This window comes from Knoellia sp. B-D-2 (assembly GCF_057714695.1).
In genome coordinates, this window is the sequence record NZ_CM173189.1 from 338,272 (window position 1) to 356,957 (window position 18,686).

The 18,686-nt window shown below is 73.2% G+C and carries 20 protein-coding genes; 8 read left to right on the top strand and 12 right to left on the bottom strand.

Annotation, left to right across the window (positions count from 1 at the left end):
* The first annotated feature begins 58 nt into the window (after window positions 1-58).
* The gene (locus AC3EU2_RS01595; protein ID WP_488177999.1) at window positions 59-1,996 is read left to right on the top strand and encodes an acyltransferase family protein; all 1,938 of its coding nucleotides are present in this window, start codon (window positions 59-61) and stop codon (window positions 1,994-1,996) included.
* The gene (locus AC3EU2_RS01600; RefSeq protein WP_488178000.1) at window positions 1,993-2,430 is read left to right on the top strand and encodes a DUF1801 domain-containing protein; all 438 of its coding nucleotides are present in this window, start codon (window positions 1,993-1,995) and stop codon (window positions 2,428-2,430) included. The genes AC3EU2_RS01595 and AC3EU2_RS01600 overlap by 4 nt, the downstream gene beginning before the upstream one ends.
* A 90-nt stretch (window positions 2,431-2,520) precedes the next feature.
* Here the strand turns inward: AC3EU2_RS01600 and mutM are convergent, their stop codons facing one another.
* The 8 genes from mutM to AC3EU2_RS01640 form a co-directional block, all read right to left on the bottom strand.
* On the bottom strand, window positions 2,521-3,393 hold the full coding sequence (mutM, locus tag AC3EU2_RS01605) for a bifunctional DNA-formamidopyrimidine glycosylase/DNA-(apurinic or apyrimidinic site) lyase (RefSeq protein ID WP_488178001.1): 873 nt from the start codon (window positions 3,391-3,393) through the stop codon (window positions 2,521-2,523).
* Window positions 3,394-3,409: 16 nt separating this feature from the next.
* Entirely contained in the window at window positions 3,410-4,183 is a 774-nt protein-coding gene (gene rnc, locus AC3EU2_RS01610) for a ribonuclease III (RefSeq protein WP_488178002.1), read from the bottom strand.
* Between the two features lie 11 nt (window positions 4,184-4,194).
* Window positions 4,195-4,389, bottom strand: coding sequence for a 50S ribosomal protein L32 (gene rpmF, locus AC3EU2_RS01615; RefSeq protein ID WP_488178003.1), 195 nt, complete (start codon window positions 4,387-4,389; stop codon window positions 4,195-4,197).
* A 1-nt stretch (window position 4,390) separates the two neighbouring features.
* On the bottom strand, window positions 4,391-4,972 hold the full coding sequence (locus AC3EU2_RS01620; RefSeq protein ID WP_488178004.1) for a YceD family protein: 582 nt from the start codon (window positions 4,970-4,972) through the stop codon (window positions 4,391-4,393).
* Window positions 4,973-5,359: 387 nt separating this feature from the next.
* Window positions 5,360-5,863 carry a pantetheine-phosphate adenylyltransferase gene (coaD, locus tag AC3EU2_RS01625; RefSeq protein WP_488178005.1) on the bottom strand — a complete coding sequence of 168 codons (504 nt, stop codon included), beginning with the start codon at window positions 5,861-5,863 and terminating at the stop codon, window positions 5,360-5,362.
* A 45-nt stretch (window positions 5,864-5,908) separates the two neighbouring features.
* Window positions 5,909-7,135 carry a 16S rRNA (guanine(966)-N(2))-methyltransferase RsmD gene (gene rsmD / locus AC3EU2_RS01630; protein ID WP_488178006.1) on the bottom strand — a complete coding sequence of 409 codons (1,227 nt, stop codon included), beginning with the start codon at window positions 7,133-7,135 and terminating at the stop codon, window positions 5,909-5,911.
* Between the two features lies 1 nt (window position 7,136).
* Window positions 7,137-9,335: an ATP-dependent DNA helicase RecG gene (locus AC3EU2_RS01635; protein ID WP_488178007.1), complete on the bottom strand. Its 2,199-nt coding sequence runs from the start codon at window positions 9,333-9,335 to the stop codon at window positions 7,137-7,139.
* Between the two features lie 4 nt (window positions 9,336-9,339).
* Entirely contained in the window at window positions 9,340-11,043 is a 1,704-nt protein-coding gene (locus tag AC3EU2_RS01640) for a DAK2 domain-containing protein (protein WP_488178008.1), read from the bottom strand.
* 168 nt (window positions 11,044-11,211) lie between these two features.
* Between AC3EU2_RS01640 and rpmB the strand changes: the two genes are divergently transcribed.
* Window positions 11,212-11,406: a 50S ribosomal protein L28 gene (gene rpmB / locus AC3EU2_RS01645; protein WP_009778186.1), complete on the top strand. Its 195-nt coding sequence runs from the start codon at window positions 11,212-11,214 to the stop codon at window positions 11,404-11,406.
* A gap of 237 nt (window positions 11,407-11,643) precedes the next feature.
* On the opposite strand, the gene thiL is transcribed toward rpmB, so the two are convergent.
* Window positions 11,644-12,684, bottom strand: coding sequence for a thiamine-phosphate kinase (thiL, locus tag AC3EU2_RS01650; RefSeq protein WP_488178009.1), 1,041 nt, complete (start codon window positions 12,682-12,684; stop codon window positions 11,644-11,646).
* 149 nt (window positions 12,685-12,833) lie between these two features.
* On the opposite strand from thiL, the gene AC3EU2_RS01655 reads away from it, so the two are divergent.
* Window positions 12,834-13,067 carry an Lrp/AsnC ligand binding domain-containing protein gene (locus tag AC3EU2_RS01655; RefSeq protein WP_035951055.1) on the top strand — a complete coding sequence of 78 codons (234 nt, stop codon included), beginning with the start codon at window positions 12,834-12,836 and terminating at the stop codon, window positions 13,065-13,067.
* A 2-nt stretch (window positions 13,068-13,069) separates the two neighbouring features.
* Window positions 13,070-13,522 carry a DUF3515 family protein gene (locus tag AC3EU2_RS01660; RefSeq protein WP_488178010.1) on the top strand — a complete coding sequence of 151 codons (453 nt, stop codon included), beginning with the start codon at window positions 13,070-13,072 and terminating at the stop codon, window positions 13,520-13,522.
* A 9-nt stretch (window positions 13,523-13,531) separates the two neighbouring features.
* On the opposite strand, the gene AC3EU2_RS01665 is transcribed toward AC3EU2_RS01660, so the two are convergent.
* Window positions 13,532-14,695 (bottom strand): D-alanine--D-alanine ligase family protein, encoded by a 1,164-nt coding sequence (locus AC3EU2_RS01665; protein WP_488178011.1) that lies wholly within the window; start codon window positions 14,693-14,695, stop codon window positions 13,532-13,534.
* Between the two features lie 51 nt (window positions 14,696-14,746).
* Between AC3EU2_RS01665 and AC3EU2_RS01670 the strand changes: the two genes are divergently transcribed.
* Window positions 14,747-15,823, top strand: a complete 1,077-nt coding sequence (locus tag AC3EU2_RS01670; RefSeq protein WP_488178012.1) for a trans-sulfuration enzyme family protein — start codon at window positions 14,747-14,749, stop codon at window positions 15,821-15,823.
* 47 nt (window positions 15,824-15,870) lie between these two features.
* Here AC3EU2_RS01670 and AC3EU2_RS01675 read toward each other — a convergent pair whose 3' ends face one another.
* Entirely contained in the window at window positions 15,871-16,869 is a 999-nt protein-coding gene (locus AC3EU2_RS01675; protein WP_488178013.1) for an NAD(P)H-dependent glycerol-3-phosphate dehydrogenase, read from the bottom strand.
* Window positions 16,866-17,702 (bottom strand): lysophospholipid acyltransferase family protein, encoded by an 837-nt coding sequence (locus tag AC3EU2_RS01680; protein ID WP_488178014.1) that lies wholly within the window; start codon window positions 17,700-17,702, stop codon window positions 16,866-16,868. The genes AC3EU2_RS01675 and AC3EU2_RS01680 overlap by 4 nt, the downstream gene beginning before the upstream one ends.
* Window positions 17,703-17,824: 122 nt before the next feature.
* On the opposite strand from AC3EU2_RS01680, the gene cofC reads away from it, so the two are divergent.
* Window positions 17,825-18,448 carry a 2-phospho-L-lactate guanylyltransferase gene (cofC, locus tag AC3EU2_RS01685; protein WP_488178015.1) on the top strand — a complete coding sequence of 208 codons (624 nt, stop codon included), beginning with the start codon at window positions 17,825-17,827 and terminating at the stop codon, window positions 18,446-18,448.
* Between the two features lie 9 nt (window positions 18,449-18,457).
* The gene (locus AC3EU2_RS01690) at window positions 18,458-18,673 is read left to right on the top strand and encodes a hypothetical protein (RefSeq protein WP_488178016.1); all 216 of its coding nucleotides are present in this window, start codon (window positions 18,458-18,460) and stop codon (window positions 18,671-18,673) included.
* The last annotated feature ends 13 nt before the right edge of the window (window positions 18,674-18,686 follow it).

Here is an 18,686-nt window from a genome sequence, read left to right on the forward strand (position 1 = left end):
CGGTCGTGGGCCCGCGCGCCTCCACGCCCCTGTCGGTGCACCTCCCTAGCCTGTGGGCATGAGCGTGGACAGCCCATCGCTGGGGGCCGCGGCGAGCCGGAGCCGTCCGGCTCCGGTCCGTCCGTCGGGCCGGCTGCCCGGCCTCGACGGGCTGCGGGCCGTCGCGATCCTCGCCGTGCTCGCCTTCCACCTCGACCCGCGCTGGCTGCCGGGGGGCTTCCTCGGCGTCGACGTCTTCTTCGTCATCTCGGGCTTCCTCATCACGACGCTGCTCGTGCGCGAGTACGCCCGCGACGGCCGGATCGACCTGGCCGGGTTCTGGACGCGCCGCGCCCGTCGCCTCCTCCCGGCCCTGCTCGTCCTCGTGCCCAGCGTCATCCTGCTCGCCCGGCTCGTCGAGGCCGACCTGCTCGTCGGCATCCGCCGTCAGGCGCTGGGGGCGCTGACCTTCACGAGCAACTGGCTCGAGATCGCCGCCGGCTCCGACTACTTCCACGGCACCGCACCCCAGCTCCTCATGAACCTCTGGTCACTGGCCGTCGAGGAGCAGTTCTACCTCGTGTGGCCGCTGGTCGCCCTCGTGCTGCTCCGGGTCGCGCCGTCGTCCCGCGCGCGGGCCGGTGTCACCGTCGCCCTGGCCCTCGGGTCGGCCGTCCTCATGGCCACCCGCTACGACCCGGCGCTCGGCGCGACCCGCGTCTACTACGGCACCGACACCCACCTCATGGGCCTCATGCTCGGCGCCGCCCTCGCCTTCGCGTGGGCCGCGCCGCACCGGGCGTGGACGTCGACCCCCGGCTGGGAGCGGGCCCGCCGCCCGCTGCTCGTCGGATCGGGGCTCGTGCTCGTGGCGCTGCTCGCGCTCCTCGACGAGTCGACGCCGTGGACGTTCCGCGGCGGCATCCTCGCCGCGTCGCTGGCCACGACCCTCCTCGTGCTCGGCGTCGTCGAGCGTCCCGGGCCCCTGCGTTCCTTCCTCGACCGGCCCGCCCTGCGCTGGGTCGGTGAGCGGTCCTACGGTCTCTACCTCTGGCACTGGCCGGTCATCCTCATCGTCGAGGCGGACCTGCCCTGGGCGGCCCGCTCGGCCGACGGCTACCTCTGGTCCCGCGTGTGGTGCGTCGTCGTCACCGTCGCCATCGCCGACCTGTCCTTCCGGCTCCTCGAGACGCCGGTGCGTGAGCGCGGCTTCCGCGGCAGCGCCCGCCACCTGCTCCACACGATCCGGTATGCCGGCACCCGCACCGCCCGCGCGGTGTGGGCCGGGGTCGTCGTCCTCGCCATCGTGCTCACCACGGTCCTGCTCACCGTCCCGACCCGGACCTCCGTCGAGCAGCTTCTGGAAGCCAACTCGGCGGCTGCGCAGCCCACGTCCTCCCCCGCCGTCCCCGCGTCGTCCGGCGGGGCGTCGCCGACGCCCGGCGCCTCGGCGAGCCCGAACCGGAAGCCGGCACCGGTCACGCAGACCTGGGCGATGCCGACCGGGGCCGAGATCGACGGCTACGGCGACTCGATGATGGTGGGCAGCGTCCACGCGCTGCGCTACTACTTCCCCGGCATACGGCTCGACGCCCGGTCCAACCGGCAGTGGGCCGAGGGCCTGTCCGTGGTGACCAAGCGGGGCGACGCCAACCGTCGGGCCGTGGTCCTCGCCCTGGGCACCAACGCCGGCACCGACCTTCAACGGGCCGAGGCGACCCTGGACGCCCTCGGGCCCGACCGGATGGTCGTCGTCGTCACCCTCCACGGGCGGATCAACCGCATCGCCGGCGACAACGCCGCGCTGCGAGAGCTCGTCGCGGGGCGCGACAACGTCGCGATGGCCGACTGGGACGCCGCCCTCGAGGGCACCACCGGCCAGCTCCAGTCCGACGGCATGCACCCCTCGCTCGTCGGCGCGCACCTCTACGCCAAGACGGTCCGTCAGGCGTTCGCAGACCTCAGCACCCGGCACACCGGCCGGCCCGTCACGCTCAAGGAGCTTCCCGTCCCATGACCGTTCCCACCCCAACGGACCACGGCGACCGGTCGACGCGGCCGACCACCGGCGACGTCGACGCCCACCTCGCGACCGTCGAGCCCGCAGCCCGGCGCGAGGACGCCCGGGCCGTGCTCGCGTTGATGCGCGAGGTGACGGGGGCCGAGCCGGTCCTCTGGGGTGGGTCCATGGTCGGGTTCGGCCGCCAGCCCTACCGCACGGCCGACGGCAAGGAGCGCGAGTGGTTCGCCGTCGGCCTCGCCGCCCGCAAGGCGGCCCTGACCCTCTACGGCCTGACGTACGACGGCACGCAGGCCGACGTGCTCGACCGCCTCGGGCCGCACACGACCGGCAGGGGCTGCCTCTACCTCAAGCGGCTCTCCGAGGTCGACCTCGAGGTCCTGCGCGAGCTCGTCACCACGGCGTGGTCCCAGAACCACACTCCCGCCTGAGCGAGGAGCGGTCGAACCTGCGCGGGCCACGGCTCGTGGCCGGACGAGAACAGGGACATTCGGCTGCCCGGTCATCACCGGGCCTGCGGGTCAGCGGCGAGCGGTTCGGCGGGGCGGGGGCTGGCACCGGGGGCACGAGAACGACGAGCGGTTCATGAACTGCTCCCGCCGGATCGGCGTCCCGCACCGTGCGCACGGCTCGACCTCCTGCCCGTAGGCGTGCAGCGAGCGGTCGAAGTAGCCCGAGGCGCCGTTGACGTTGACGTAGAGCGCGTCGAAGCTCGTGCCGCCCTGGTCCAGCGCCGCCGCCATCACCTCACGGGCGTGGTCGAGCACCCGGGAGATGGTGGGCTTGGTGAGGCTGCTCGACGGCCGCTCGCCGTGGACCTGCGCGCGCCACAGCGCCTCGTCGGCGTAGATGTTGCCGATCCCCGACACGACGCCCTGGTGCAGCAGCATCCGCTTGACGGCGCTGTCGCTGGCCTTGATCCGGCGCACGACCGCTCGCTGGTCGTAGACCGGTTCGAAGGGGTCCGGCGCGATGTGCCGGATCTGGTGGGGCACGCCATCGTCGCCGAGGTCGTCGAGGGCGAACCCGCCGAAGGTCCGCTGGTCGACGAAGCGGAGCTCGGGACCACCGTCGGCGAAGGTGAACCGCGCGTGCAGGTGCTTCTCGTCCGGGGCATCCGCAGCCTCCACGAGGAGCTGTCCGCTCATGCCGAGGTGGGCGATGAGGCCGAGCACCGGGTGTCCGGCGCCGCCGAGGACGAGCCAGAGGTACTTGCCGCGGCGCCGCGCCTGGGTGACGTCGAGGCCGGTGACCTGCTCGGCGAGGTGGAGCGGCCCGGGAACGTGCCGGCGGGCGACCCGGACCCCGGTGAACGAGGCGGAGGCGATGCGGCGGCCGACGACGTGGTCGGCGAGGCCGCGACGGACGACCTCGACCTCGGGAAGCTCGGGCACGTGGGCTCGCCTCGGGTCAGGAGAGGTCGGGCAGGGGCGCGGTGGAAAGGCCGGCACCGTGGCGCTCGCGCAGGGTCTCCCAGGCCTGGGCGGCGGCCTGCTGCTCGGCGTCCTTCTTCGTGCGGCCGACACCGCGGCCGTGCTCGGTCCCCCCGACGAGGACGCGGGCGCTGAACGTCTTGGCGTGCTCCGGCCCCTCCTCCTCGAGGGCGTACTCGACGGAGCCGGCGGAGTGCATCGCGCTGATCTCCTGCAGGCTCGTCTTCCAGTCCAGCCCGGCCCCGAGGGTCGCCGAGCTGGCCATGAGGGGGTCGAGCAGGTGGTGCACGAGGGCGTCGGCGGCGGCCATCCCGGCACTCGAGTAGGTGGCACCGATGACCGCCTCGACGGTGTCCGCGAGGATCGAGTCCTTGTCGCGCCCGCCGGTGGCCTCCTCACCCCGGCCGAGGTGGAGGTAGTCACCGAGCCCGAGGGTGCGACCGACCGCCGCGAGCGCGCGCATGTTGACGACCGCGGCGCGCAGCTTCGCGAGGTTGCCCTCGGTGAGCTCGGGATGGGTCGAGTAGAGCGTGTCGGTGACGACGAGGCCCAGCACGGAGTCGCCGAGGAACTCCAGCCGCTCGTTGTGCGGTACGCCCCCCGCCTCGTAGGCGAACGACCGGTGCGTCAGGGCACGCGCGAGCAGCGCCTCGTCGATGAGCCCACCGGTCACCTCGGTGAGGTGCTGGTGGAGCTCGGCGACGGGGCGCCGCGGCGTAAGTGCCTCAGGGCTGTGCGAGCCCCTACCCATGAGGGTGGGTCTCAGCCCTGGTGTTCGGTGCGCTCGGCCACGCCGTAGTGGCGTCCCTTGTAGGTCCCGCACGACGGGCACGCGACGTGCGGCTGCGTCGGGGCCTTGCACTGCGGGCACGCGGTCAGGGTGACCGGGGTGGCCTTCCAGTTGGCACGGCGGTGGCGGGTGTTGGAGCGCGACACTTTCCGCTTCGGAACAGCCATGTCAGGTCCTATCTGAAGTCTGCGTCGTGGAGGGCTCGGACACGAGGTCCGTGAGAGCCGCCCACCTGGGGTCGATCACGTCGTGTGTGTGGTCCGGGTCCTCCTCGAGGCGCATCCCGCATTCGGAACACAACCCCGGGCAGTCCGGGCGACACACGGGCTGGAACGGCAGTGACGGCACCACTGCGTCCCGGAGCACTTCGTCGAGGTCGATGAGACCGTCCTCGATGAGGTGCACCTCGGCTGCGTCCTCGTCGCCCACCTCTTGGTGGTGGGCGTTGCGATCGGCGTAGGCGAACAGCTCCTGGAAGCGGCCAGTCACCTCGTGACTGATCGGATCCAGGCACCGCACGCAGGCGCCGGTCGCCGTCGCGTGGACCGAACCGGTGACCAGGATGCCCTCGACGACGGACTCGAGCCGCGCGGCGAGCTCCAAGGGTTCCCCCTCGGTGACGCGCAGCACCTCCGTGCCGAAATCAGCTGGTGCCCCGACCGTACGAGAGAGCTCCGCCATCGAGCCGGGTCGCCGGCCGACCTCCTTGGTGTCGAGCACCAGTGGAGATCGTGGATCGAGACGAGTCATTGCCCTTGCCGTTGTCGAGTGGTTCGGACCGCGTCACGGCTGACGCAGACCGACTGACCACGGTACCGGAGGGGGGTCCACCTCCCCAAATGCACCCCGGCTCGGCCCACTTGCGTCCGCAACCCTGGTCACCTTCCCGACCACCCTTGCGGACGTCCCCGTATGCGGCCCGCCCGCCCGCCCGCTGGCGTCCGCAACCCTGGTCACCTTCTCGACCACCCTTGCGGACGTCCCCGTATGCGGCCCGCCCGCCCGCCGGCGTGCGTCCGCAACCCTGGTCACCTTCTCGACCACCCTTGCGGACGTCCCCGTATGCCGTCCGCTTGCGTCCGCAACCCTGGTCACCTTCTCGACCACCCTTGCGGACGCAAGCAGGGGCGGGGGCGGTCAGGAGCGCGAGCGCAGGGCCACGAGGGCGTCGCGGACCTCGTCGGGCACCAGCCCGGAGACGTCACCCCCGAAGCGCGCCACCTCCTTGACGAGCGAGCTCGACACGTGCTCGAACTCCGGCGCGCCGGGGAGGAACACCGTCTCGACCCCGGTGAGGTGGCGGTTCATCAGGGCCATGGGGAGCTCGTAGGCGAAGTCGGCGGCGCTGCGCAGCCCCTTGACGATGGCGTCAGCGCCGACGTCACGGCAGACGTCGACGAGGAGCCGGCCCGCGAACGCCTCGACCCGCACGCGCCCCCGGACGTCGTCGGGCACCGAGCGCTCGATGAAGCCGATGCGCTGGTCGACCGTGAAGGTGCCCTGCTTGGCCGGGTTGTGGAGCACGGCCACGACGACCTCGTCGTAGAGCCGAGCGGCACGCACGAGCACGTCGACGTGCCCGAGGGTGACCGGGTCGTAGGACCCCGGGCAGACGGCCCGCCTGATCTGCTGCTCGCTCACGCGCGCCACCCTACGGCGTGGGGGCGTGGCCGGGCCGGGTGCTGCCTAGTCCTTGGCCGCTTCCTTGGAGGCCTCCTCGACCTTCTTGGCCTCCTCCTTCGCCTCGTCCTTGATGGCGTCGGCCTTCTCCCGTGCCTCGGGCGAGGCGATGACGCCCTCCTCCTCGGCGCGGTGCAGGATCGCCTGGACCTGCTCGAGGCTGGCGCAGCCCTGCTCGAGGAGCTCGTTGCGGCGTGACAGCCACTCCACGCCGAGCGTGGCCCGGGCCTGTTCGGAGACCTCCTCGCGGGCGGGGTTGAGGATCGTCTGCTCCTCCTCGTTGGCGTGGTGGTTGAGCACCGTCGCGAGCTCCTCCAGGGCGGAGTCGTACTTGTCGGTGTCGGTGCCCTTGGCCTCAAGGAAGGCGACGAGCGCCTCGTTGATCTCGGCGTGCTCCTCCTCGCCGTGCTCCTGCTCGTGCCCGGTGATCGCGCGCTTGCGGCGCAGCGCCGGGTAGACCTTCTCCTCCTCGGCCTCGCCGTGGGCCACGATGAGCTCGGCGAGAGCGGAGCGGGCCCCGGCGCGGTCGCTGTCGTTGCGGCGGCACTCGCGGATGAGGTCCTCGAAGAGGCGGTGGTCGGAGAGGATCAGGTCGAGCACGTCGCCACTGGTCGGTCGGGGGATCTCGTAGTCGCTCATCAGCCCATCCTCGCTGATCAGAGGCGTTTGGTGGCGGGTAGGCGTCCGGTGGATGGCGTACCAGATGACTGTCTCGCCGTACGTCTTCACCCGTTCGGGCTCGAGCGCGTCCGGCCACGCCGGCTCGGGTGAGCGCTTCGAGCGCTCGACGACGACCAGAGCGTCCGCGTCGAGCCATCCCCGGGACACGAGCGCCGACAGGTCGGCCGCCAGGGCGTCCTCGGAGAGGTCGTAGGGCGGGTCGAGGAGGACGAGGTCCTGGGCTCGGGCCGACCCCTCGAGCGCCGACGCCACGGTCACCGAAAGCACGGTCGCGTGCAGCCGCAGGCGGGCGACGTTGTCCCGGATGACGGAGGCAGCCGCACGGTCCGACTCGACGAGGGTCACCTCGGCGGCCCCGCGGCTCGCGGCCTCGAGACCGAGGGCGCCGGAGCCGGCATACAGGTCCATCACCCGCGCGCCGGAAACCGCGTCACGCGCCTCGAGCGAGGAGAAGAGCGCCTCGCGCACCCGGTCGCTCGTCGGACGCGTGCCGCGCCCGGACGGCGTGCGCAGCTCGCGTCCACCGGCCGTGCCGGCGATGACTCTGGTCACCTCACCCTCGTTCCAGGTATGCCGCCTGCTCGGTGTCGACGCGCGCGTCGACGAGCTCGGCGAGTCGCGGATGTGCCTCGAGGTCGGGGTCCTCGGCCACCACGGAGACGGCGTCCTCGCGGGCCGCCTCGATGAGGGCCTCGTCCTCGAGGACGTGCAGGAACTGGAGCTGGCTGCGGACCCCGTGCTGGGAGGACCCGAGGATGTCGCCCTCCCGCCGCTGCCGAAGGTCGATGCGGGCCAGCTCAAAGCCGTCGGTCGTGCCGGCCACGGCGTCGAGGCGCTCGTGGGCGGCTTCCCCGTCCCCCGCGTGGACGAGGAGGCAGAGCCCGGGCAGCCCGCCTCGCCCCACGCGACCGCGCAGCTGGTGCAGCTGGGAGACGCCGAACCGGTCGGCGTCCATGACGACCATGACGCTGGCGTTGGGGACGTCGACGCCGACCTCGATGACCGTCGTCGAGACGAGGACGTCGATCTCCCCGGCGGCAAAGTCGCGCATGACGGCGTCCTTCTCGTCGGCCGGCAGCCGGCCGTGGAGGATCTCGATGCGCAACCCGGCGAGTGCCGGGTTGGCGACGAGCTCGGCATGGACGCGCCGGACCGAGGCAAGCGGCCGGGGCGGGGGTGCCTCGCCGTCCTCGCCGCCGCCGTCGTCACCGTCGGAGTCGCCGACGCCGTCGGGCGCGAAGATCTCGGCGTCCTCCTCCGGCTCGTCGTCGTCACCGATGCGGGGGCAGACGACGTAGGCCTGGCGACCCTGCGCGACCTCCTCGGCGATCCGCACCCACGTCCGCTGCATCCACCCGGGCTTCTCCTCGGGCACGACGTGCGTGGTGATGGGCGCCCGGCCGGCGGGGAGCTCACTGAGCGTCGACGTCTCCATGTCACCGAAGACGGTCATGGCCACCGTGCGCGGAATGGGGGTGGCGGTCATGACGAGGACGTGCGGAGGCTGAGCGGCCTTGCCGCGCAACGCATCCCGCTGCTCGACGCCGAAACGGTGCTGCTCGTCGACCACCACGAGTGCGAGGTCCTGGAAGCTCACGTGCTCCTGGATGAGGGCGTGCGTGCCGATGACGATGCCGGCGTCACCACTCGCGATGTCGAGCATCGCGCGGCGACGCGCGGGCTGGGACATGCTGCCGGTCAGCAGCGTGACGCGGGTCCCCATCTCCGCCCCACCCAGCATGCCCCCCTCGGCGAGGTCGCCGAGCATCGCGGTGATGGACCGGTGGTGCTGGGCGGCCAGCACCTCGGTCGGGGCGAGCAGGGCCGCCTGCCCCCCGGAGTCGACCGCGGCGAGCATCGCCCGGACGGCGATGACCGTCTTGCCCGACCCGACCTCGCCCTGGAGGAGCCGGTGCATGGGGACGGCCCGCGCCATCTCGGTGGCCAAGGTCTGCCCGACCTCGACCTGGCCGTCGGTGAGCGTGAACGGCAGCCGGGCGTCGAACGCGTCGAGCAGCCCGCCCGGCCGGGGTGCCCGCGCGATGGTCGACTCCTGGGCCTGCCGGGCGCGGCGCTGGGCCAGGGCGAGCTGGAGGACGAAGGCCTCCTCGTAGGACATGCGGCGGCGCGCCTGCGCCACCTCGGCCATCGACTCCGGCGTGTGGATCCCCCGCAGCGCAGAGGTCCGGTCGAGCAGGTCCCGGCGGTCGAGCACGTCCTCGGGGATCGCCTCGGGGCTCTCGACGAGCAGGTCCAGCACCATCCGCACGCACTCGGTCACCGTCCACGTGTGGAGGTTGCCCACCTGCTTGTAGATCGGGATGAGGTCGCGCCGCTCGCCCTGGTCGAAGTCGCTGAGCAGGGAGTAGCCGGGGTGCGCGAGCTGGAGGCGGTTGTTGAAGGAGGAGACCTTGCCCGCGAACAGGGCCTTGGTGCCGGGCACGAGCTTGCCCTCATGGCCCCAGGCCTTGAAGAAGGTGATCTCGAGGTCCTTGCTGCCGTCGGTGATGACCGCCTGCAGCATCGTGCCGCGCCGCGCCTTCATCGACCGCGTGGTCGCGGACTTCACCTCGGCGACCGCGACGATGTAGGACCCGACCGTGGCGGCAGCGAGGTTGCTCTGCGGGCTCTGGTAGCGACGCGGCCAGTAGGCGAGGAGGTCGCCGACGGTGACGATCCCCCGCGAGTCCTTGAACTTCTTCGCCTCGCGGGAGGCCAGGACCTTGGTGAGCGGAGTGGACTCCGTGTACACGGGTCTACTCCACCCCCACGAGCAGTGGGTAGACGAGCTGGCCACCGTCGATCCGGACGACCTCGACCTCGCCGTGCTCCTTGGCCAGCCGGTCGGCGACGGCGTCGACCAGGGCGTCGTCCGCGTCGGCACCCGACACCAGGGTGACGAGCTCGCCCCCGCCGGAGAGGAGTCGGTCGAGGACGGCGTGGGCGACCGTCGCCAGGTCGTCGCCGATGAGGGCGACGTCGCCGCTGACGATGCCCAGGACGTCGCCGGGCGTGACGTGGCCGGCCCAGGTGAGCACCTCACGCGAGGCGACCGACACGGCGCCGTGGCGGGTGGCCACCGCCGCGCTCGTCATGGCGATCGCGTTCTCGCGCAGGCCCTTGCCGAGATCGACGACGGCCAGGGCCGCGAGACCCTGGACGGCCGTGCGGGCCGGGACGATCGCGGTGACGATGCCCTCCTCGGTGGCGGCGCGGCATGCGACCTCGGCCGCCATGAGCGTGTCCTTGTCGTTGGGGAGGACGACGACCGAGCCGGCGCGAGTCGCGTGGATCGCCTCGAGCAGCTGCCCCGCCGACGCCCGCGCACCAGGCGCGCTGAGCACGACGGTGGCCCCGGCCTCCTCGAGGATGGTCGCCATGCCGGGACCGGCGGCGCACGCGACGACCGCCACCTGCTGCGTCTCCTTCGCGGCCACCTGCGTCGCGAAGTGCGTGACCTTGACCCGGTGCGGGCGCCCGGCGAGGATCCCGGCCTCGACCGCGGCCCCCACGTCGTCGACGTGGACGTGGACGTTCCAGAGGTCGGGCCCCCCGACGACGAGCAGCGAGTCGCCGAGGCCGTCGAGCGTCGCCTTCATCTCGAGCACCCGGTCGGTGTCGCTCTCGTCGAGCAGGAACATGACCTCGAAGGCTGGCCCGCTGTCGGAGGTGATGGAGCCCGACGCGGCGAGCTTGTCCGACCCCTGGCCCGTGTCCTCGAGGGCACCGCCGTCGTCGGGGCCCTGCGCGGTGTGCCAGGAGGTCTTGGGCAGCAGGTCCTCGGATGCGTGGTGGAGCGGGCCCGAGCCGTCCCCCCAGCTCCCGGTGAGCACGCGGTGCAGCGCCTCGAGCATGAGCACGCACCCGGCGCCGCCGGCGTCGACGACCCCGGCGTGCGCCAGGGCCGGGAGCTGCTCGGGGGTGCGGGCGAGGGCGACCTCGGCCGCGGCCAGGGCGGCGGCGGCCACGTCGACCGCGCCGCCGCCCGCGGCGGCGGACTCGACGGCCGCCCCGGCCGCCGCGTCGGCGACGCTGAGGATGGTGCCCTCCTGCGGGTGGGCGACGCTCGCCCGGGCGAGCTCGGCGCCCCGGGTGATGGCGCGGGCCAACGCGGGACCATCGAGCTCGGTGAGCGCCTCCTCGATGACGACGGCGCTCAGCCCGGCGACGATCTGGCTGACGATGACTCCCGAGTTCCCCCGCGCCGACATGAGCAGGGCCCGCGAGAGGTTGCGAGCCTCGTCGACGAGGCTCGCGGTGCCGATGATGCCCTGGGTCGCGTGCGCGAGCTTGACGTCCTCGAGGGCGGTGTCCATCGTGAGGTAGAGGTTGGTGCCCGTGTCCCCGTCGGGAACCGGGAACACGTTGAGCGCGTCCATCTCGGTGCGCCGCGCCGCGAAGGCGGCACGCGTCAGCGCACCCCAGAGTCGGGCTCCATCGGCGTCGAGAACGGCTGGCACGGTGGCAGGCTATCGGGCGGCCCTGACTCGTTTTGGAGCCACACCCGAACTCGGCTACGCTTTGACGGTTCCGCGTGAGCCCCCTCCGGGGCGGGCACCGGGACCACTCGACCTGAGACTGCTGGCAACCCAGCCGTTCTTATGACACCTGACTCAAGGAGATCACCCGTGGCTGCCAACTGCGATGTCTGCGGCAAGGGACCCGGCTTCGGCCACAGCATCTCGCACTCGCACCGCCGCACCAAGCGACGCTGGAACCCGAACATCCAGCGCGTGAAGGCTCTCGTCGGTGACAAGGGCGTGACCCCGAAGCGGCTCAACGTCTGCACCTCCTGCCTCAAGGCCGGCAAGGTCAAGCGCTGACCCCCTAGCTGCATCCCGAAACGGGGCGAGGTCCGAACACGGACCCCGCCCCGTTTCACGTCCCCGGGCCTACCGGCATACGCGTGCGTCCGCAACCCTGGTCAGAAACCCGACCACCCCTGCGGACGCCAGCCAGCCGGCATACGCGTGCGTCCGCAACCCTGGTCAGAAACCCGACCACCCTTGCGGACGCAAGCCTGCCAGCCAACCGGCACGTCACGGCACGGCGTATGCCGGTCAGCCGGCGAAGTGGTCCCAGCCGGTCACGCCCGGCACGGCTCCCCCGACGGTGAGCCGGGGCCCCTCCGGCCCGGCGGCGAGGACCGTGCCGATGACCGTCCAGGGTGCCGACGGGTCCTCGGGCACCTCGCCCTCGGGGAAGGTCGCGAGCAACGAGTGCTCCTCGCCCCCGGCCAGGACCTGCGGCCAGCCGGCGTCCGCTCCGAGGGCGACCTCGATCGGTCCGGCGAGGAAGTCTCGGCGCAGCGCCTGCTCGTCGAGCGCGAGCTCCACCCCGCTCGCGGTGGCGATGCGGGCGCCGTCGCGGACGAGCCCGTCCGAGAGGTCGATCATCGAGGTCGCGCCGGCCCGCGCCGCCAGCGGCCCGGACTCCCACGGGGGGCGCGGCGACCGGTGGAACCACAGGAGCAGCGACACCGCCGTGTCGACCTCGCTGAGGTCAGGCCCGGGCCCCTCGCCGGTGATGGGGTCCTCGCGCCCCTCCTCGTGCAGCACCAGGCCCGCCCCCGACCACCCGAGCGACCCAGCCACGGCGACGACGTCACCGGGCCGCGCGCCAGAACGCAGCACGGGCGGGCGCCCCTGCAGGTCGCCGAACGCGGTGACGCCGACGACGACCACCCCGCTCGGCGCCGACGAGAGGTCTCCACCGACGACGGGGCAGCCCGCGTCCTCGGCGGCGGCGGCGATGCCCCGGGTGAGGTCGATCAGCCAGTCGAGCTCGGTCGCGGGGTCGGCCGCCACCGAGACGAGCAGTCCGGTGGGCACGGCGCCCATCGCCGCGACGTCGGCGACGTTCTGCGCGACGACCTTGACCCCGACGTCGTGCCCGCTGGACCAGTCGTCGCGCCAGTCGCGCCCCCGCACCATCGAGTCGGTCGTCACGACCACCGAGCCGTGGGCGTTGATGACCGCCGCGTCGTCCCCGGGCGGGACGAGGACGCCGGCGCCGGCATACGGGCTCTCACCGAACATCGGCAGGATCTGCCCGAGCAGGTCGGACTCGCTCACCGAGGCGAGCGTCGTGCGCGGCACCACGCAGCCACCTCCTTGAACCACTCGAGACGTGCGGACCACCGGCACGGTACCGTGCAGACACCGTCGCCCCCGGTGACGGTCGACCAAGACCAGCAAGACTCGGGCGGAGCGGCGCACAGAGCCGCTCCCTGACAGTGAGGTGACACCCAGTGGTCCAGGCCTACATCCTGATTCAGACCGAGGTCGGTCGTGCGGCGGCCGTGGCCGAGGCGATCGCGGCGATCCCGGGAGTGGCTCTCGCCGAGGACGTCACCGGTCCCTACGACTGCATCGCCCGCGTCGAGGCCGAGACCGTCGACGAGCTCGGCAAGCTCGTCATCGCCAAGATCCAGGAGGTCGAGGGCATCACCCGGACCCTCACCTGCACGGTGGTGCACGTCTGAGCGTGCGTTCCCGGACGCGGTCGACGGCGGTGGTGCTCGGCGCCACCGCCGTCGTCGCGCTGTCGGGGTGCTCGTCCACCGTCGAGGTCTCCCCCACCCCCCTGGCGACCGGCGAGGTGTGCCGCGCGGTCAGCGGTGCCTGGCCGGCCACAGCCGGCGGACAGGAGCGGCGCGAGGTGAGCGATGCCAGCGCCGGGGCGGCGTACGGGGACCCGGCGATCATCGCCCGGTGCGGCGTGCCCGCGCTCGAACCCACGACCGCCGACTGCATCGAGGTCGACGGCATGGGCTGGGTGGCGCAGCCGCTCAGCGACGGGACACGCTTCACCACCTTCGGCCGCGACCCGGCCGTCGAGGTGCTGGTCCCCCGGGCCTACGCTCCCGAGCCGCTCCTGCTGCCCGCCTTCACCGAGGCGGCCGAGCGGCTGCCGCGGAACTCGCTCGCCTGCAGCTGACCGGCACGCTCAGCGCAGGCCGACGCGGCGCTCCATGGCGAGCGAGATGAGCTCATCGATGAGCTCGGGGTAGGTCAGGCCGTCGGCCGCCCACATGCGCGGGTACATCGAGCTCGGGGTGAAGCCGGGCATCGTGTTGATCTCGTTGAGGAGCACCTCACCGTCCTCGGTGAGGAAGAAGTCGCACCGCGCGAGCCCCTCGCAGCCGGCGACGGTGAACGCCGTGACCGCCATCTGCGCGATCTGCTCGGCGACCTCGGGTGAGACCTCGGCCGGGGCCTCGAGGCGGATGCCGTCGTCGTCGAGGTACTTCGCCTCGAAGTCGTAGAACGCGTGGCCCCGCACGACGATGCACTCGCCGAGGGGGCTGGTGCGCGGGGCGTCGGTGCCGTGCCCGTCGAGGACGCCGCACTCGATCTCGCGCCCTACGACGCCCTGCTCGACGACCACCTTGGGGTCGTGCTCGCGGGCCGCCTCGACGGCGGCCCGCAGGCCCTCGGGCCCGTCGACCTTGGAGATGCCCATGCTCGAGCCCGCCCGGGCGGGCTTGACGAAGACGGGGTAGGAGAGCGCGCCGACGGCGTCGAGGGCGGCCGCGGGGTCGCGCCGCCACTCGCGGTCGGTGATGACGGCGTAGGGCCCGACCGGGAGCCCGGCGGCCTGGAAGACGACCTTCATCATGTGCTTGTCCATCATCACCGCGGACGCCGTGACCCCGGACCCGACGTAGCGGACGTCGGCGAGGTCGAGCATCCCCTGGATGGTGCCGTCCTCGCCGAACGGACCGTGGAGCAGCGGGAAGACGACGTCGACCTCGTGCAGCTCGCGCGGCGGCTGCCCGGCCTCGTGGACGATGAGGTGGCGGGCGGTGGCGCTCATCGGCAGGAGCACGCTCGGGGCGGACGCGTCGACCTCGGGGATGTGACCCGGTGCCAGTCGCAGCGGCTCGGGGTCGTTGGCCGCGAGCACCCAGCTGCCGTCCTTGGCGATCCCGATCGGGAGCACGTCGTAGCGCTCGGGGTCGAGGGCCGACATGACGCTCGCCGCCGTGGCGCAGGACACGGCGTGCTCCGACGAGCGGCCGCCGAAGACGAGGGCCACACGCAACCGGCGCGGCGCCCCGTCGGGTCCTGCACCTGCGGCGACCTCGCTGGGCGTGTTCTCGGTGTTCATCGCCAGCGACCCTATCCCGCAGGCGCGGGCGGGCGGCATACGCTCGCCGGTGTGGAAGACGTCGAGCTCAGCCCAGCCACCCGCCTCGTGTCCCTCGGTCGTATGCCGTCCGCCCCCGGCGAGCAGGTGGGCGCGCCGCTGACGATGAGCTCGACCTACCATGCCGACGGCGCGGTGAGCTACGGCCGCGTCGGGAACCCGACCTGGTCGGCGTTCGAGGAGGCGCTCGGGTCCCTCGAGAACGGCGACGCCCTCGTCTTCGCCTCCGGCATGGCCGGCGTCGCCGCCGCCCTGTCGCTCGTGCCGCACGGTGGCCGGATCGTCGTGCCGACCGCCGCGTACAACGGCACCCTCGCCACCCTCGCCGACCGCTCCGAGGCCGGCGAGGTCGTCGTCACGCCCGTCGACGTCACCGACACCGACGCCGTGGTCGGCGCCCTCGACGGCGCGGCGATGCTGTGGGTCGAGTCGCCGACCAACCCGCTCCTCGACGTCGCCGACGTCGCGGGGCTGGCCGCGGCCGCGCACGAGCGGGGACTGCTCGTCGTCGTCGACAACACCTTCGCGACGCCCCTGCTCCAGCAGCCGCTCGGCCTCGGCGCCGACGTCGTCGTCCACTCGGTGACCAAATACCTGTCGGGCCACAGCGACCTGCTCCTCGGTGCGACGGTGACCGGCCGCTCGGAGGCCGGTCGGGCCCTGCACGAACGGCTCCGGCGGCACCGCCAGATGCACGGGGCCATCGCGGGGCCGATGGAGACGTGGCTGGCGCTGCGGGGGCTGCGCACGCTCTCGGTGCGGCTCGAGCGGGCGAGCGCGAACGCCCGGGTGCTCGCCGACCGGCTCGCGGGCCATGCCGGGGTGGAGCGGGTGCGCTACCCGGGGTTCGGCGCCATGGTCTCGATCGACGTCGCCGGCGACGCGGCGGCCGCCGAGCGGGTCGCCGCGGCGACGCGGCTGTGGGTGCACGCGACCAGCCTGGGCGGGGTGGAGAGCCAGATCGAGCGGCGCCGCCGCCAGCCCGGCGAGCCCGAGGCCGTGCCGGACCACCTCCTGCGGCTGTCCGTGGGCATCGAGGACGTCGACGACCTGTGGCGCGACCTCGACGCGGCGCTCGGCACCGTCTGAGGCGCCGGCCGGGCGGCCGGGCCGGCGTGCTGGGCGGCCGGGGCGGGTCAGCCGGTCTCGGCCTTGCGCGGCCGGGACAGCAGCGCGCCGACGACGTCCTGGGCCGACTTGCCCTCGGTGATCATCGCGTTGACCTGCTCGATGATCGGCACGTCGACGCCGTGGTGTCTGGCCAGGTCGAGGATGGACGTGCAGGACTTCACGCCCTCCGCGGTCTGCTTCGTCACCGCGACGACCTCGTCGACGGCCATGCCCTGACCGAGCCGCACCCCGAAGCTGTGGTTGCGCGAGAGCGGTGACATGCAGGTGGCGATGAGGTCCCCGATGCCCGCGAGCCCGGCGAAGGTGACCGAGTCCCCGCCCAGCGCCGTCCCGAGCCGGGTCGTCTCGGCCAGGCCGCGGGTGATGATCGACGCCTTGGAGTTGTCGCCCATGCCGAGCCCCTCGGCCATGCCGACCGCGAGGGCGATGACGTTCTTGGTCGCGCCGGCGATCTCGGTCCCGATGACGTCGGTGTGGGTGTAGGGCCGGAAGTAGGCCGCGGCGCACGCGTCCGCGACTCGCTGCGCCACCCGCTCGTCGGTGGCGGCGACCACGCTGGCGGCCGGCTGCTTGACGGCGATCTCGCGGGCGAGGTTGGGGCCGGACACGACGACGATGCGACCGGCGTCGATGTCGGCGGCGTCGGCGATGACCTCGCTCATGCGTTTGGTCGTGCCGAGCTCGACGCCCTTCATGAGCGAGACGACCGTGGCGTCCCGGGGCAGGACCGAGCCCCACGTCGCGAGGTTGGCGCGCAGGGTCTGCGACGGGACCGCGAGGACGATGATGTCCGCGCCGGCCGCGGCCTTCTCTGGGTCGGACGTGGCCGAGATGCGTTGCGGCAGCAGGAGCTCGGGGAGGTACTCGTCGTTGCACCCGGCGTTGATCGCGTCGACGACCTCCGACCGGCGCCCCCACATGCGGACGTCGGTGCCCGCATCGGCGAGGACGGCCGCGAAGGCCGTCCCCCAGCTGCCCGTCCCGAACACCGCTGCAGTCGTCACGTGTGGTCCTCACCGTCGTCGGGGCCATCGGGTCCGTCGGCCCATTGTGGGGGTAGTTCACGCTCGCGGGGGCCGGAACGCTCCGTCGGGGTCGCCGCCCGGGGAGGTCCGGTGACAGTGAGCCCGTGCGTGCGCGGGTCGTAGCGACCGGGCGGCGCCTGCTCGCCGCGCAGCACCTCGAGCTCGGTGGTGAGCGCCGCCATGATCCGCTCGGTCGCCTCGGCGAGCACCTCGGCCGTGACCGGCTGGTCGTAGAGGTCGCCGAGGTCGACGGGCCGGCCGGCCCGGAGCCGCATCGTGTGCCGCGGCAGGAGGTGCGGCCGGCGGCCGTAGGGCGCGAGGATCTCCTGGGCGCCCCACTGCGCGACCGGGACCACGGGACACCGGGTCTCCAGCGCCACGCGGGCAGCGCCCGTCTTGCCGCGCATCGGCCAGAGGTCGGGCTGGCGGGTGAGCGTCCCCTCCGGGTAGATCCCGACGCACTGGCCCGCCCGGATCGCCTCGACGGCCGCGGCGTAGGAGTCCGAGGCCTGCCCGGTCTCGCGGTGGACGGGGATCTGCTCGGCCGCTCGCACGATCGCCCCGACCACCGGGAGGTCGAACACCTCCACCTTGCCGAGGAAGTGCGGCACGATCCCGGAGTCGTTGAGGAAGTGCGCGAGCACGAACACGTCGACGTGCGAGATGTGGTTGGAGACGACGACGAAGCCGCGGCCGCGCGGGAGGTGCTCGGCCCCGGTCCAGTCCCGCCGGGTCAGGGCCATGAGCAACGGCCGCAGGACGGTCACCACGAACCGGTATGCCGGCGGCGCGTGGCGCGGTCCGACTCTCATGCGGGCCTTTCGTCGATGAACGGCGGGCGGCATCGTCGCGCGGCCCCGAGCGGTCTGCCTGCATCTTGGTCGCCGCCGGGGGTGCTGTCGAGCCTGCCGGGCCGTCGGTGGAGGATCGGTCCATGGAGTCTCCCAGCGTGACCGGCTGGCGCCTCGTCGTCCCCGTCAAGGGCGGGCTCGACGCGAAGTCGCGGCTGCGGCGCTCCCTCGACGACGGCGCCCTCGTCGCCGCCATCGTCCGCGACACCCTGGCCGTCGCCGCGCGCGCCGTCGGGCCGACCGGCGTCCTCGTCGTGACCTCGGACCCGGACGAGAAGGCCTACGCGGCGCAGGCGGGGTTCACCGTGGTCGGCGACCCCGGCGGCGGTCTGGACGCCGCCTGCACCGCGGGCGTCCGTGCGGCGCGGGCCGAGGGGGCGGGGTCGGTCGCGATCCTGCTCGGCGACCACCCCGGCCTCACCGAGGCCGAGCTGGTCGCGGTCCTGGACGAGGGCTCCCGTCACGACACGTTCTTCGTCCCCGACGCGGAGGGCACGGGCACCGCCCTGCTCGGGGCCAGCGGGCGAGCCGGCCCGGCGCCGGCGTTCGGTCCCGGCAGCGCCGCCCGGCACCTCGCCCTCGGCCACCGGCGGCTCGACCTCGACCTGCCCGGCCTGCGCCACGACGTCGACGACGAGGTGTCGCTGCGGCACGCCCTGGCGAACCTCTCGGTCGGGCCGCGCACCCTCGCGGCTCTCGGACGATAGCGTCGGAGCGTGCAAGCGAGCATCCACACCTTCGCCGAGGACGGCTCCGGCTCCGCGCTGCTCGACGACGGCCGGGTCGTGTCCTGGCCGGCCGAGGTCTTCGCCGGGAGCGCCCTGCGCCACGTGCGGCCCGGGCAGCGCGTCAGCGTCGACGTCGCCGCCGACGGCACGAGCGTGACGCGGGTGTGGATCGTCGGGATCGGCCCCGGCGAGACGATCGGCTGACCCGCGGGCAGCG